This is a genomic window from Xanthomonas hortorum, assembly GCF_011305375.1.
Classification (GTDB): Bacteria; Pseudomonadota; Gammaproteobacteria; order Xanthomonadales; family Xanthomonadaceae; genus Xanthomonas; species Xanthomonas hortorum_E.
The window spans coordinates 1-14,082 of sequence record NZ_VCME01000021.1 but is presented as its reverse complement, the minus strand read 5'-3'; the positions used below and the strand labels follow the sequence as shown (position 1 = coordinate 14,082).

The 14,082-nt window shown below is 61.5% G+C and carries 11 protein-coding genes; 4 read left to right on the top strand and 7 right to left on the bottom strand.

All coding sequences use genetic code 11. The annotated features are described in order from the left end of the window. Positions 1-57: 57 nt before the first annotated feature. Together FFY45_RS17370 and FFY45_RS17365 are read right to left on the bottom strand one after the other, a co-directional pair. Entirely contained in the window at positions 58-3,141 is a 3,084-nt protein-coding gene (locus tag FFY45_RS17370; protein ID WP_176341374.1) for a TonB-dependent receptor, read from the bottom strand. A 378-nt stretch (positions 3,142-3,519) separates the two neighbouring features. Beyond that, the gene (locus FFY45_RS17365) at positions 3,520-6,510 is read right to left on the bottom strand and encodes a TonB-dependent receptor plug domain-containing protein (RefSeq protein WP_176341373.1); all 2,991 of its coding nucleotides are present in this window, start codon (positions 6,508-6,510) and stop codon (positions 3,520-3,522) included. 336 nt (positions 6,511-6,846) lie between these two features. Between FFY45_RS17365 and apbC the strand changes: the two genes are divergently transcribed. Continuing rightward, the gene (gene apbC / locus FFY45_RS17360) at positions 6,847-7,698 is read left to right on the top strand and encodes an iron-sulfur cluster carrier protein ApbC (protein WP_176341372.1); all 852 of its coding nucleotides are present in this window, start codon (positions 6,847-6,849) and stop codon (positions 7,696-7,698) included. Positions 7,699-7,794: 96 nt separating this feature from the next. Then, on the top strand, positions 7,795-8,364 hold the full coding sequence (gene dcd, locus FFY45_RS17355) for a dCTP deaminase (protein ID WP_006452354.1): 570 nt from the start codon (positions 7,795-7,797) through the stop codon (positions 8,362-8,364). Positions 8,365-8,389: 25 nt separating this feature from the next. Here the strand turns inward: dcd and FFY45_RS17350 are convergent, their stop codons facing one another. The 4 genes from FFY45_RS17350 to FFY45_RS17335 all read right to left on the bottom strand — a co-directional run bounded on the left by FFY45_RS17350 (position 8,390) and on the right by FFY45_RS17335 (position 10,211). Next, positions 8,390-8,581: a LiaI-LiaF-like domain-containing protein gene (locus FFY45_RS17350; RefSeq protein WP_176341371.1), complete on the bottom strand. Its 192-nt coding sequence runs from the start codon at positions 8,579-8,581 to the stop codon at positions 8,390-8,392. Positions 8,582-8,904: 323 nt separating this feature from the next. Beyond that, positions 8,905-9,072, bottom strand: a complete 168-nt coding sequence (locus FFY45_RS17345) for a LiaI-LiaF-like domain-containing protein (protein ID WP_176341370.1) — start codon at positions 9,070-9,072, stop codon at positions 8,905-8,907. A 27-nt stretch (positions 9,073-9,099) separates the two neighbouring features. Further along, a complete protein-coding gene (locus FFY45_RS17340; protein WP_176341369.1) occupies positions 9,100-9,552 on the bottom strand; it encodes an HIT family protein in 453 nt (150 codons plus the stop codon). Continuing rightward, positions 9,549-10,211, bottom strand: a complete 663-nt coding sequence (locus tag FFY45_RS17335; RefSeq protein ID WP_006452350.1) for a dienelactone hydrolase family protein — start codon at positions 10,209-10,211, stop codon at positions 9,549-9,551. Before FFY45_RS17335 ends, FFY45_RS17340 begins: the two co-directional genes overlap by 4 nt. Before the next feature lie 182 nt (positions 10,212-10,393). On the opposite strand from FFY45_RS17335, the gene rimO reads away from it, so the two are divergent. Next, a complete protein-coding gene (gene rimO, locus FFY45_RS17330) occupies positions 10,394-11,767 on the top strand; it encodes a 30S ribosomal protein S12 methylthiotransferase RimO (RefSeq protein WP_176341368.1) in 1,374 nt (457 codons plus the stop codon). A 116-nt stretch (positions 11,768-11,883) separates the two neighbouring features. Here rimO and greB read toward each other — a convergent pair whose 3' ends face one another. Then, positions 11,884-12,390 (bottom strand): transcription elongation factor GreB, encoded by a 507-nt coding sequence (gene greB / locus FFY45_RS17325; protein WP_043889830.1) that lies wholly within the window; start codon positions 12,388-12,390, stop codon positions 11,884-11,886. A gap of 104 nt (positions 12,391-12,494) precedes the next feature. Here greB and FFY45_RS17320 point away from each other — a divergent pair, with 104 nt between their 5' ends. After that, positions 12,495-13,961: a rhomboid family intramembrane serine protease gene (locus FFY45_RS17320; RefSeq protein ID WP_176341367.1), complete on the top strand. Its 1,467-nt coding sequence runs from the start codon at positions 12,495-12,497 to the stop codon at positions 13,959-13,961. Positions 13,962-14,082: the final 121 nt, after the last annotated feature.

The window sequence follows — 14,082 nt, the reverse complement described above, 5'->3', positions numbered from 1 at the left end:
AAAACAGGCTTTACTAAATCACCGGAAGCATCAAGATGATGCTTCCGGTGATTGCGATCAAAAGTCGTAGGATGCAGACAGGCGCACGTAGCGCGGAGTGTTATAGCTATAGTTTTCTAAGCCGATTCCATATGTATTCGAGACCAGACCCGGATCTGTCTCATAAACTCCGTCAATACGAGTGACCGCGCGATCGTTGAGTACGTTGAACACTTGCAAGCCGACTGCCAGCTTGTGGTCAGCAAAAGAAGGACGATATGTTACGCCCAAGTCCACGTTTTTGATCCATGGGGTCCGGCCAGCATCACCAGGGCGTGAGGGCTGACCGCCACAATAGTGGTAGGCCGATCCATAGTTGATCGGATCCGGATCCTGTGGATCGTTGAAGTAGCCAAGGCAGGAAACCGGGGTGCCGGACATGACGCGTAGGGTGGCTGATGCCATCCATTCTGGCGTGATCTGATAAGCGCCGAACGCCTTCAGTTGATGACGACGATCGTTAGCCAGGCTGCCGCCCGCGTAATACATCAAAGCTGCCGCATCCCAGTCCTGCGTTTTGGAGACGTCAGATTGACCAATGTCTGATTTTACTTGGCCCTCAGTATTACCATAGCTATGCGACCAGGTGTAATCGATCCGGCCATACCATTTCTCATCAAACGGGTGCTCCAAGAACAAATCGACCGCGATATAGCTGCGCTTGGCTTTGTCGGTGAAGCCCCAGTCAGACTGGGACATCTGAAGCTGGGTGAAGCCCGACCCATCGCGATTTGCGAGGTTGTACGTATTGGTCTTGCCCGGATTGAAAATTACGCAATAGGGAACATCAATCGTCCTGGGGTCGATTCCTTGGGCCGCGAGTTTCAAGTCGCCGCGGGCATTGTAGTCATCGTTATGCATATCGCAGACATCGTCGATCGCCGCTTCCAACTTTCTATAAGTGGCCTTGGCGCCGGAATTCCAACCTTCGCCAATCGTCTTCTCAAATCCAAGAATCAACTCATCTTGATATTGCGACTTCAAATCGCTCGGAGCAAATGCACCCGGATTGGGTGCTTGGCCAAATTCACCATTTGCAGAGACCGGCCCCGGCCCAAACGGAGTCAAGCCAATTGGCTCGCCGTTGGCATCTATGCCTGTGTAAGTGAAATACTGGTCGGTGTAGGTCGACGCCGACGCCCCACGAATCGCAACGCTATTTGGTAGGGCGAGATAATAGCGGCCAAGGTTGGCAAACAGCTTCAACGAAGAATCGCCGAAGACATCCCAGCTCGCTCCCAGGCGTGGCGCCCATTGGTCACCACTGTCCACGTAGGCGACATGATCGCTATTGAAGTTGGTGAATTGGTCGTTGCGGATACCCAGCGTTACCAGCCAGTTATCGCTGACCTGCCAACGGTCTTCCAGGTAATATGCCTTTTGCTCCACTGCCATACTTGTGGTAGTGGTGAAAATACGCTGCTGTGCATAGAACCCATTTGAGCCTGGCCCCGGAGCGCCAACTCCTAGCCCCGGACGTACCGCAGTCTGTTCTGTGAGAGCCCGTCCATAAATCCACTGATAGCCAGGACCAGTTGTACGGACCCCTTCGTCATACGCGTTGAAGTACATGTTGTCAACGCCTGCCGTGATGTCGTGGTCACCTAATCGATAATTAAGTTCCAGACGCAGGCTACGCGTCTTGTTGATGGGGTCGTCGGCTTTTGCACGATTTGTTGCTTGATTATTGCGGATCGGTGTGCCCCCGTTGAGTGCAGGGTTCTGGCTTGTGACACTGCCAAGGAATGGCAAATCGGAAATGAAAGGATTGACCTGCTGATTGTGCTGGGTGCTACGTCCCCATGTGGCGTTCAAGGTCAGATCGTCTGTCAAGTAGCTTGTGTACTTGAAGATGTCGTAATTGTCTTTAATCTTGAAAGTATCTGGGAAAGTTCCAGTACGGTCTCCACTCACCAAGCCATCGTAATCAAACGATGTGTAATAGCCGCTACGCCTATCAGTGTTCTGGACGCGAGTATATTCAAGAATGTTGCTATCGTTAATATTCCAATCCAGTTTTCCGTAAAACTTTGGTGTGCTGTATTCGTAGTTATTGCGAGCCTGGATGCTCGCGTTGCTTGCGTTTGTCCCTACGCCATCGACTTTCTCAGTTTCACCGGCTACGAAAATAAAGAGTCGGTCTTCGATAAGTGGGCCGCCTGCATACGCGCTGTAGACTGTGCGCGTCTGCGTGTTGTCCTTGCCTGAGCGGTACAGCGTCCCTGGTTGATCAGGAGTGTCGTATTCGTAATCAGCAGGTAGCGTTTTGTTCGGATACCAGACATCGCCGCGTGAGCTTGAGAGCGAGTCAGGCTCCCACACCGTCTGCACACCAAAATGCCATTCATTCGTGCCGCGCTTGCCCAGCTGATTGATCACGCCGCCGGTCGAACGACCGTACTTGGCGCTGTAGCCACCCGTATAGGTTTCCTGCTGGTCGATCGCACCATAAGGCAGGCTGACGCCACCTAAATTACTGAGCGGATTACTAACGTTGAAGCCGTTGATGTAATACGCATTTTCGGTGACGCCGGAGCCGCCGAAGGAAACGACGGAACGCGAGCCGTTGTTGAATGCACCAGCGCCAGACACCGCACCGGGCGCCAGCAATGCGATCGCTTCGGCACTGCGGCCTAGCGGCAGCGTTGCGAGCTGTTGAGAGGTGATCACCGAACGCGAGCTGGTGGAGCTGACATCGATCTTCGGGGCGTTGGCGGCAGTGACGGTGATCGCGCCCAGCGTTGTCGCATCCGTATTGCCCGCTGCGCTTGCTGCAGCAAATGACACCTCGGTACCGGACCCCACGCGCAACTGCACGTTCTTGCGGGTGTCGACGACCTGATCGCCGCGCTTCAGGGTGACGGTGTAAGCGCCGACCGGCAGCGAGCCAAGGTTGTAACGGCCATTGGCGTCGATGGTGATCGTGCGGCTGAGGCCGGTGTCGCTCTGCACGACGATGGTGCTGCCCGCTTCCGAGGGAGCGCTACCGTAGATGCTGCCGGTCGTGCTTTGTGCGTAGACCGCGCCGTTGGCAAGACAGGCGCCCAGTACGACAGCTAGAGCGGTGCGCTTGAGGGCGTGGCGACGAAATTGATTGCTCATTCCTAACCTTTCAGCTGGGTATCGGGAGTAGTGGCGGTCATCGAAAAGTCAGATGGCCTTAACCCGAACGTAATGAATCTGCGGGCTGAGTCGCAAGCCTTTTGAATGATTCGTTAATAAAAAGGGTGAGATCCGCATCGAATATGCGGATCTGCGCACAAATTGCCAGGCATGCGATTAGGGCCCGGCTTGGGCTACACAAGTATTCATTTTTGTCAGTGCGCGCGATGCGGCGTGACATCGAGCGGCTCAACCGAACGCTACCTTGCCGCCATATCAATAACTGATTGTCGCGTCTGGCTGGCTGGTTTCATCTGAAACATGAATTCAAAAAAGACCCCGTCAAACGGGGTCTTTTCGATGCATCGCCAACAGGCCTCAGAACCGGACTGTCGTACCCAGGTAAAAGAACCGCCCGACGTTGTCATACAGCGCAGAGTTGAAGTCCGAGCCGAAGTAGTTGCGCGGCGGGTCCTTGTCGAAGGCGTTGTCGATGCCCAGGTAGACGTCGATCTTCGAGCCGGGGAACTGGTAGCCGAACTGGAAGTTGTGGTACGTGTACGAGCCGTTCTTGATCGGGCTGGCCGAGCCCGGGTTGCTGTTGTAGCTCTCCGGCGTCACGCGCAGGTTGCCGTCCACGTAGTTCATGTCCCACGAGGCACGCCATTCGTTCCAGTTGTACTTGGTCTGGAACTGCGCGCGCCAGCGCGGGTCGGTCACATAGGTGACGTACTCGTCGTACTCGGCCGGGAAGTCCTGGAACACCCATTCGCGCGACTGGATCAGGCGCGTGCCGACAAAGCGCAGCACCGTATTGCCCTGGCCAATCTGGAAGCGGTAGTCCATTTCCAGATCCACGCCGACACGCCGCGAGCGTGAAAGGTTTTCGTTGAGCGCCTGCCAGCCGATGATGCTGTGCTCGGGATAGATGCGTCCCTGCGGGTCGGTGAATCCACCCAGCGGGGCGCGCTGCACGAAGCTGCAGAAGCTGTTGTCGATGCCGCCCGGATTGTCCACGCAGCGCGTTGCATTGGTCTCTGCAGTCACCGTGCCGATCGCGTCCTGCAAGTCGATGCGCCAGTAGTCGATCGACATGCCGAAGCCTTCGAAGAACTCCGGTTGCCAGACCAGACCATACGACAGGCTGCGCGCACGTTCCGGCTTCAACTCTGGATTGCCGCCGCTCACGCCCGGGCGGGTCGAGGTAAAGGTGTCGATCCAGCCGACCGGCACGCCAAGCGCGCTGCAGTTGGCTTGGCGCAATGCCACGTCGCCAGCGGTACCAGGACGATTGGAATTGGTCGGCAGGTAGTTGCAGGGATCGTTGATGGTTGCGAAGTTCTCGCTCTGCGAGTCGTACAACTCACCGATGCTGGGTGCACGCACTGCCTGCGCCACGGTGCCGCGCAGACGCAGCGACGGGATGATGGTCCAGTCCAGGCCCACGTTCCAGGTCTTGGTCGAGCCGATGCTGTCGTAGTCCGAATAGCGCCCTGCCACATCCAGCGCCAGTCGATCCACGCCCGGCAGGCCGGCCAGCAACGGAATGGTGCTTTCGACGAAGATTTCCTTGACGGTGTACTCGCCGCCGCTGTTGGGGATGGCGTTGAGGAAGGTCACGCCCGAGGCTGCCAACGGATCGGTGATCTCCTCGCTCTGCTCCTTGCGGTATTCCACGCCACCGGCAAAACCGATGTCGCCGGCCGGCAGCGACAGCAGGTTGCTGTTGGCTACCGATGCGCTGAACACGGTTTGCTGGATCTTGGCCTGCGCGCGCGCGGTGGTGTTGAACCATGCGGCGGCTTCCGGCGTGACCGCGCCATTGCCGAACACGCTAAAGGGCACGCAGCCTTCGCGTGCCAGCGCCGAATAGACGCGGTTGGTGTTGGGGTTGATCGCGCTCGGGTCCAGCGTGGTGCGGCAGACGATGTTGCCGCTGGCATCGCGCGCGGCATCGATACCGGCCTGCCAACGCTCGTTGATGCGGTTGTTGAGGTTCAGACGGTCGACCGTGGTCTTGCCGTAGTTGGCAGACACGTCGTAGGTCCAGTTGTCGGTGAAGTTGCCTTCTGCACCTAGCACGGCGCGATAGGTCTTGCGCTCGATATTTTCGCCGCGACGGCCGGCATCGACGTTGAAGCGGTTCATCAGGATCTGCGTGGCACCGCGCGAATCCATCAGCGCACCGAGTTCCGGGCTGACATACGGATTCTGGCGACGCACGCGCAGCGAACTGTCGAACGCCGGCTGGCCGAAGAATTCCGAATCGGTCTCGCTGTACTTGCCTTCGAAGAACAGGCGATGGTTCTCGCTGATCTCGAAGTTGATCATGGTGTTGACGCTCTTGCGATCGAAGCCGGGCTGCAGGTCGGCCACCGCGTTCAGATCGGCGAAATCGCAGTCCACACATGAGGTGTTGCTCACTACCGTGCCGTTGTAGCGATTGCGGCGGAAGCTGCCGTCGTCGTTGAACAGGTAGCGGTTGCCGTAGCTGGCCGGGTTACGGAAATCGAACGTGCCCAGGTTGAAGGTGCCGCCGTAGGACGTGGAATGATTGCCGCCCGGGCCGCTGAGTACATTCTGCGGATTGCTCTCGCTCGGAGGGCGGGTGGGATCGAAATTGGGGTTCTGCACCGACACCAGGTACTCGCGACCGATGGCGCGGTTGCCGCGACCGAAGCGGTCCTGCTTGCTGTACTCGCCAGAGACCGCGATGTTGCCGCGGCCGTCCGCAAAGTCGGTGCCTGCCGAGAAGCTGGCAAAGGAGCGGTTGTAGTTGCCCTCGTTGGCCAGGCCGGTCTGCGCGCGCGTCTCGAACCCGGTGAAGTTCTTCTTGAGGATGAAGTTGACCACACCGGCCACTGCGTCGGCGCCGTACACGGCCGAGGCGCCACCGGTGATGACTTCAACACGCTCGACCCATTCCACCGGGATCGTGTTGACGTCCACGGCAGTCGAGCCCGGGCTGGAACCCACGTGGCGACGCCCGTTGACCAGCACCAGGGTGCGATCCACGCCCATGCCGCGTAGGTCGAGCAGGCCCAGACCGGCGGTGCCGATGAAGCGGGTGGAATTGCCCAGCGTGTAGCTCGGCGCCAGCGCAGGCATGCGTGCCATCAGGTCGCTGATGGTGGTCGCGCCGGTGGCGCGGATTTCTTCGGCGCTGATCGCCGTGACCGGCGAGGGCGTCACAAAGCCGGTACGCGCGATGCGCGAGCCGGTGACGGTGACCTTGTCCAGATCGGTGGTGCCGGGTGCGACCCCGTTTTCTGATTGAGCGGCAGCGTGGCCGGCAGAAGCGGCCAGCACGGCAAATAACGCGGTGCTCAAACGATGACGCTGGGTGTGTTGCGGGAGACGACTCGACATGGTCTTGCGGATTCCTCACTGGAACTAGCGAAACAGTTGCGCTCGCTGAGCGGTGGCTGAACTGGATCCCGAACGTAACAATTCCTTAAGAATGTGTCTATCTTTGTGAAATATGTCTTCGCTTGACATATTCGTATCTGCTTGTGAATTTCTTCAGCGAAGTCGCCAATGCGGATGTGTATAGACGAGCCGGTACACTGACCACCTCCATGGCGCAGCACCCGGCGGCATTTTTCGTCGCTGCCGCTGCGCCCACGACGAATTCAGGTAGGCAATGACGACGATGTTGGAAGGTGTTGTGAGCGCGACGATCGCCCCCGCGCAGGTATGCCGCGCATGAGTGGCGCGCGCAGGATTGCAGCGCATGCGGTACAGGGCGCGCTGGCGCCGCATCCGCGGATCCGCAATGTGATCGCGGTCGGCTCCGGCAAGGGCGGGGTGGGCAAGTCCACCACGGCGGTGAATCTGGCGCTGGCCTTGCACCAGCAGGGCGCGCGCGTCGGCGTGCTGGATGCGGACATCTACGGACCGAGCGTGCCGGCGATGCTGGGCCTGAGCGGGCGGCCGGACAGCCCGGACAACAAGTCGATCGAGCCGCTGCGCGCATTCGGCATCGAAGCGATGTCGATCGGCTTGCTGGTCGACCAAGACACGCCGATGATCTGGCGCGGGCCGATGGCGACCTCGGCGTTGACCCAGCTGTTCAACGACACGCTGTGGGATGACCTGGACTACCTGCTGATCGACCTGCCGCCAGGCACCGGCGACATCCAGCTGACGCTGTCGCAGAAGATTCCGGTGGCCGGCGCGGTGATCGTCACCACGCCGCAGGACATCGCCACGCTGGATGCGCGCAAGGCCTTGAAGATGTTCGAAAAGGTGGAGGTGCCGGTGCTGGGCATCGTCGAAAACATGGCAGTTCACACCTGTTCCAGTTGCGGCCACCGTGAGCATCTGTTCGGCGAAGGCGGCGGCGAGCGCATGGCGGCGCAGTACGTCGTGCCCTTGCTGGGGTCGTTGCCGTTGGAGATTGCGATCCGCGAGCAGGGCGATGCCGGCCAGCCGATTGTCGTTGCTGCGCCCGAGTCGGCAGCAGCCAAGGCCTATCTGGCCGCCGCTGCGCGCCTGACCGAAGAGCTGGGCAAGCGCCCGCGCGCCAGCATTCCGATTTCGGCCTCGTTGCTGTAGCGCGCGGGTCGGCCAGCAGTGCCGGCCGCTTGTTAGAATTCGCCGTCTTCGCGCGGGCCGCTTGGCCCGTCGCCTTCCGTCTTCAAGGAACATCACATGAGCATCAAGAGCGACCGCTGGATCAGGCGCATGGCCGAGCAGCAGGCGATGATCGAGCCGTTCGAACCCGGCCAGATCAAGCACGACGCCGCCGGCCAGCGCATCGTCAGCTTCGGCACCTCCAGCTACGGCTACGACGTGCGCTGCTCGCGCGAGTTCAAGATCTTCACCAACATCAACTCGACGATCGTCGACCCGAAGCATTTCGATCCGGGCAGCTTTGTCGATATCGAATCCGATGTCTGCATCATCCCGCCGAACAGCTTCGCGCTGGCGCGCACGGTCGAGTACTTCCGCATCCCGCGCGACACCCTGGTGGTGTGCCTGGGCAAGAGCACCTACGCGCGCTGCGGCATCATCGTCAACGTGACCCCGCTGGAGCCGGAGTGGGAAGGCCACGTGACCCTGGAATTCAGCAACACCACGCCGCTGCCGGCGCGCATCTACGCCAACGAAGGCGTGGCGCAGATGCTGTTCTTCCAGTCCGACGAAGTCTGCGAGACCTCGTACAAGGACCGCGGCGGCAAGTATCAGGGCCAGACCGGCGTGACTCTGCCGCGCACCTGATGGGTGGTGCGGCCGTGACCTTGCGTCAGCAGGTCGCGGTCGCGGTCGTGCGCTCCCAGTAGCGCAGCAGTTGGCGCATGCCAGCGGCGATCAGCAACGTCGGCCACCAGGTTGAAACCAGGTTGCCAAGATCGAAACGGGCCAGCCCGAGGTTGTCCAGCAGGAATAAGCTGCCCAACGTGATCAGAAACAGGGCAGGAATCAGGCGGTAGCGCATGGCGATGTCCTCGGTAGGTGTGAGGCCATGCTGCGCGGGATGCGCGCGCCGATCAGGTGCCGGAAGTCAACAATTGCGGATGACAAAGGTCATGACTGCATTGGTGGCCATGTCGCCTGCGGTTGATCGCTGGCCATCAGGTCATCTACATTTTCAGGGATGCTGGAACCCTGATCCCTACGGGTGCAGTTGGCTAGCGCATGAGGCTTCGCGCGTACCCTCATCCGCCCCTTCGGGGCACCTTCTCCCGATGGGAGAAGGGATATCGGCGCTCTGATGACGCGCTGGGCTGATCGACTGCTTACCCCATTCCCAATTCCCGGCTACTTGCCCCGCCCAAACAGCATGCCAACGCCGCAAGCGACCAATGCCGCCGGCCACCACGTGGCGATCAGCCGGCCAAGGCTGATATTGGTCCAGCCCAGGTTATTGGCCAGAAACAGCAGGCCGACGAGGATCAGGATCAGCGCGGCGACGACATTGGATTTCATGCGGAAGGGTGATTGAACGACGGGCGCCTATCGTAGCCGTTGCGCCCACGCAGCGACACGCTGTTGCAACGCATCGGGCGCGAAACGCTGCGCGCTGCCGCTGCCCCACACCGGGCCAGGCCAGGCCGCATCGCCCGGGTGCCGGCCGACCAGATGCACATGCAGCTGCCGCAAGATGTTGCCCAGCGCGCCGATATTGAGCTTGGTCACCTCGGGTTCGACGCGCAGCAACTGCGAGAGCTGATTGATCTCGGCCAGCAACAGGCGCTGCTGGCCGCCATCCAGATCGATCCATTCGCTGACCTCGGCCACCCGCGGCACCAGCACGATCCACGGGAAGCGGCTGTCGTCCATCAGCCGCACCTGCGACAGCGGTCCGTCGGCGACGAATACGCTGTCGGCCGCAAGACGCGCATCGAGCTGGAAGCCGCTCGCTCCTGAGCTGCTTGGGGTAGATTCGCTTGCTGCGGTCCCGCTCATCCCAGATGCGCTTCGAAGAAGCCCAGAGTGCGCTCCAACGCGCGCTCGGCGCTGTCGGCGTCGTAGTGGGTGGGATCGATGCTGCGGTTGAAGGCGTGGCCGGTCGGATACACGAAGGTTTCCATCTGCGGCAGCTTCTCGCGGTGGGCCTGGATCGCCTCGGGCGGAATGCTGGTGTCGCGCTCGCCGAAGTGGAACATCACCGGCGCCTTCGGAGTTTCGTCCAGCAGCTGGGTGTTGCGGCCGCCGTAGTAGCTCACCGAGGGCAGGCCCAGACGGATCGCCGACAGCAGCGCTACCGAGCCGCCCCAGCAATAGCCCACGGTGCCGACCTTGCCGGCGCGGCTGAGCAGGGTGGCGGCGGATTTGACCACCTCCACCGCGCGCTCCAGGCCGACCGCATTGGCCAGCGCCAGGCCGCGCTGCAGGCTTTCCTGGTCGTAGGGCAGCTGCACGTCTTTTTCTTCCAGATCGAAGAAGGCCGGTGCCAGCACTTCGTAGCCGCGTGCAGCGTAATCATCGGCCACCGCACGGATATGTTCGTTGACGCCGAAGATCTCCTGGATCACCACCAGGCCGCCGCGCGGGCTGGTGGTCGGAGTGGCGTGCCAGGCGGCGACCTGGCCGTCGGGGGTGTCGAGCGTGGTCCAGTGACCCATGGGAATTCCTGATGTGCAGCGAGGGAGGCGCGCATTATCGACCGGACTGGCATCGTGAAAAGTGAGGGTTTCGCAAAGCCGGCCGGGCTGGCGAGGCCCGGCGGTTCAGAGCGTTGCCCGCACGCCGCTATAATTGCCGCACTCAGGCCCCAGGCCGCTCCGTTCCCCAGGCTCCTGCTTCCATGTCCCAGCTGAACCCCAAAGTCGGCTTCGTCAGCCTTGGCTGCCCGAAGGCGCTCGTCGATTCCGAACGCATCCTCACCCAGCTGCGCGTGGAGGGCTACGACATCGTGCCCAGTTACGACGCCGCCGACGTGGTGGTGGTCAACACCTGCGGCTTCATCGATTCGGCAGTAACCGAGTCGCTGGATGCGATCGGCGAGGCGATGAACGCCAACGGCAAGGTGATCGTCACCGGCTGCCTGGGCAAGCGCCCGGAGCAGATCCGCGAGGCCTATCCGCAGGTGCTGGCGGTGTCCGGCCCGCAGGACTATCAAAGTGTGATGGAAGCGGTGCATGCGGCATTGCCGCCGCGCCACGACCCGTTCGTGGATCTGGTGCCGGACTATGGCATCAAGCTGACGCCGCGTCATTATGCGTACTTGAAGATTTCCGAAGGCTGCAACCACCGTTGCAGCTTCTGCATCATCCCCTCCATGCGCGGCGATCTGGCCTCGCGCCCGGTCGATGAAGTCCTGCGCGAAGCAGAGCGCTTGGTGCGCGGCGGGGTCAAGGAATTGCTGGTGGTCTCGCAGGACACCTCGGCCTACGGCGTGGATCTGAAATACGCCGAGCGCCCGTGGCGCGACCGCATGTACCAGACCCGCATGAAGGCGCTGTGCGAAGGTTTGTCGGAGCTGGGCGTGTGGACGCGCCTGCATTACGTGTATCCGTACCCGCACGTGGACGATGTGATTCCGCTGATGGCCGAAGGCAAGCTGCTGCCGTATCTGGACATCCCGTTCCAGCACGCCAGCCCGCGCATCCTCAAGCTGATGAAGCGGCCGGGCGCGGTGGAGAAGACGCTGGAGCGCGTGCAGCGCTGGAAGGCGATGTGCCCGGAGATCACGGTGCGCTCCACCTTCATCGTCGGCTTCCCGGGCGAGACCGATGCCGAGTTCGAATCGCTGCTGGATTTCCTGGATCAGGCGCAGTTGGATCGCGTCGGCGCGTTCGCGTACTCGCCAGTGGAAGGTGCCAGCGCTAACGCGCTGCCGGACCCGGTGCCGGAAGAACTCAAGCAGGAGCGGCTGGCGCGTTTCATGGCCAAGCAGGCGGAGATTTCCGCCGCGCGGCTGGAAGCCAAGATCGGCAGCGTGCAGCAATGCCTGGTCGATGTGATCGAAGACGATATCGCCGTGGCCCGTTCGCGCGCGGACGCGCCGGAAATCGACGGCCTGGTGCACATCCAGAATGGCGGCGAGCTTGGATTGAAGATCGGCGACCTGATCGATGTGGAGATCACCGACAGCGATGAGCACGATTTGTTCGGCGATGCGTTGCCGGCCAATGTCCCGATTCAGCAAGGACGGTCGTTGAATCTGCAGATGGTGTAACCGGTCACCTGTCGGGACACCGCAGTCCGTAGGAGCGCACTTGTGCGCGATAAGGCGTTATCGATAACGCCCCATCGCGCACAAGTGCGCTCCTACAGGTCAGCAGATTCGCGTGGCTACTGGCTGGCGTAATCCACCGACACCACCACGAAGGTGTGCTTGCCCGACGGCAGCTGCGCTTCGAATTCGTCATCCACGCGCTTTTTCAGCAATGCGCGTGCTAGCGGCGAATCGATACTGATCCAGCCGCGTCCGGCGTCGGTTTCGTCCGGGCCGACGATGCGGTAGTGCAGCAGGTCGCCGCTGTCGGCGTCTTCCAGTTCGACCTGCGCGCCGAAGAACACCGCGCGCGGATCGGTCGGCGCGGTATCCACCACGCGCAGCGCTTCCAGCCGTTTGCTCAGATAACGCACACGGCGGTCGATCTCGCCGAGCTGCTTCTTGCGATAGGTGTATTCGGCATTCTCCGAGCGGTCGCCTTCTGCGGCGGCTGCAGCCAGCGCGCGCACCACCTCTGGCCGACGCACGCGCCAGAGATCTTCCAGTTCGGCCTTGAGCCTTGCATGGCCTTCGGGCGTGATCAGCGCAGTGCTTTTTTCGGCAGGCGGGCGCCAGCGGCTCATGGGCGGTGTGTCGGTCGGCGGGGACGCGATGCTAGCGCGCATGACCTGCTTGCGCATCTGCCGCCGCACAGCGAAGCTTTGCGTTCTCGGACACGGACGCCGTCATGCTACTGATGCCGCTGCACAAACCCTGGTCGCGCCAGAACATTCCCTGGGTGACGCTGCTGCTGGTGCTGATCAATGTGGTGGTCTACGTGGGCTATCAGCGCAAGGATGACGCGCTGGTCGAAAATGCGGTGCGCTATTACGTCGAATCAGGGCTGGGTACGCTGGAGGCGCAAGCCCACGCGCGCTATCTGGAGCAGACCGATGACGTCAAGCTGCGCGCCGCGCGCCAGGCGAAGCTGGGCACCGTTCCGGCGCGTCAGCGCGTCGCGTATCTGGCGCATCTGACGATGAACGATGTGGCGTTCGCGCAGGCATTGCGCAGCGGCACGCTGTTCAATGACGAGGAGCCTCTGCGCGAATGGCGCGCATTGCGTGCGCCCTACGACGCACGGCTGTCCAGGGTGTTTACGCTGCGCCATCTGCAGCGCAGTTCGGAGTGGTCGCCCGCGCGGATGCTGACAGCGACATTTCTGCATGGAAGTTTGGATCATCTGCTGGGAAACATGCTGTTTCTGCTGGCGCTGGGCACCTTGCTGGAAGGGGCGATCGGCAGTGGCTGGTTTCTGCTGCTGTATCTGCTCGGCGGGTTCGGCGCCAGCGCGGCCAGCCTGTGGTGGCGCTGGGGCGAGCCGGGCGGCGGGTTGGGCGCATCCGGTGCGATCGCGGCATTGATGGGCGCTTTCTGCGTGGTCTGGGGGCGGCGCAAAGTGCGTTTTTTCTACTGGTTTTTCGTGGCGTTCAACTACGTGCGTGGCCCTGCGATTCTGTTGTTGCCGCTGTGGTTGGGCTGGGAGCTGTACAGCCTGTTGTCGAGCGACAATGCCGCGGTCGCCTTCGAGGCGCATGCCGGCGGCTTGGTCAGCGGTGCGCTGCTCGGTGCCTTGCTGGTGCTGTTGCGGCGCACTCGCCCGGCCTTCATGGAAGAGGGCGATGCCGTGTTGGTGGACGATCGTTGGGAGCGCGCGCAGCGACATCTGGGACGCATGGAAAACGTGGAGGCCGAGCGCCTGTTGGCCGAGTTGGCCGGCGAGCAGCCACACAATCTGGAGGTGGCACTGGCGCGTTATCGCACCGCGCGCAACGCGGGCCATCGCCAGGACAGCTTGCGGCATGCGCAGACGCTGTTGCAGCTGCATACGCATCATGCCGAACAGACGCGCATACAGCTGGCGGTCGCTGCCGAGTTGAGCAAGGCCAAGATTGATTGCGCGCTGCCGGCACGGCTGGCCTTGATCGGTGCGTGCATGCGCAATGGGTTGCTGGCCGACGCCGAGCGGCTGTTGAAAGAATGCGAACTCAGTGCGTTGCGCGCGGAGTTGGCGCAGCACTGGTTCGTACTGGCCTTGCGCCACGGCGAGCTGCAGGACGGCGCGCAACGTACGCGCTTGTTGCAGCTTGTGCTGGAGCAGTTTCCGGAGCAAGGCCAAGCCAACAAGGCGCGCTTTCTGCTCGACAATGGGTGAGCTGGTTTAGCTTGCAGGCTTGCTGTGAAAAAAACCGACTCTTAATCGTCGCTAGCGTCTATCGATTACAGGCGGATGATCTGCGGTTTGGCTGCAGGGTCCTTGCCCGGCCACCATCGCG

What these genes read in the sequence shown, in the direction of transcription:
- FFY45_RS17350 (WP_176341371.1), bottom strand. Translation starts at nt 8,581, where the DNA reads ATGCGCTACCGCCTGATTCCTGCCCTGTTTCTGATCACGTTGGGCAGC.
- FFY45_RS17320 (WP_176341367.1), top strand. Translation starts at nt 12,495, where the DNA reads ATGCTACTGATGCCGCTGCACAAACCCTGGTCGCGCCAGAACATTCCC.
- rimO (WP_176341368.1), top strand. Translation starts at nt 10,394, where the DNA reads ATGTCCCAGCTGAACCCCAAAGTCGGCTTCGTCAGCCTTGGCTGCCCG.
- FFY45_RS17345 (WP_176341370.1), bottom strand. Translation starts at nt 9,072, where the DNA reads ATGAAATCCAATGTCGTCGCCGCGCTGATCCTGATCCTCGTCGGCCTG.
- dcd (WP_006452354.1), top strand. Translation starts at nt 7,795, where the DNA reads ATGAGCATCAAGAGCGACCGCTGGATCAGGCGCATGGCCGAGCAGCAG.
- FFY45_RS17370 (WP_176341374.1), bottom strand. Translation starts at nt 3,141, where the DNA reads ATGAGCAATCAATTTCGTCGCCACGCCCTCAAGCGCACCGCTCTAGCT.
- FFY45_RS17365 (WP_176341373.1), bottom strand. Translation starts at nt 6,510, where the DNA reads ATGTCGAGTCGTCTCCCGCAACACACCCAGCGTCATCGTTTGAGCACC.
- FFY45_RS17335 (WP_006452350.1), bottom strand. Translation starts at nt 10,211, where the DNA reads ATGGGTCACTGGACCACGCTCGACACCCCCGACGGCCAGGTCGCCGCC.
- greB (WP_043889830.1), bottom strand. Translation starts at nt 12,390, where the DNA reads ATGAGCCGCTGGCGCCCGCCTGCCGAAAAAAGCACTGCGCTGATCACG.
- apbC (WP_176341372.1), top strand. Translation starts at nt 6,847, where the DNA reads ATGAGTGGCGCGCGCAGGATTGCAGCGCATGCGGTACAGGGCGCGCTG.
- FFY45_RS17340 (WP_176341369.1), bottom strand. Translation starts at nt 9,552, where the DNA reads ATGAGCGGGACCGCAGCAAGCGAATCTACCCCAAGCAGCTCAGGAGCG.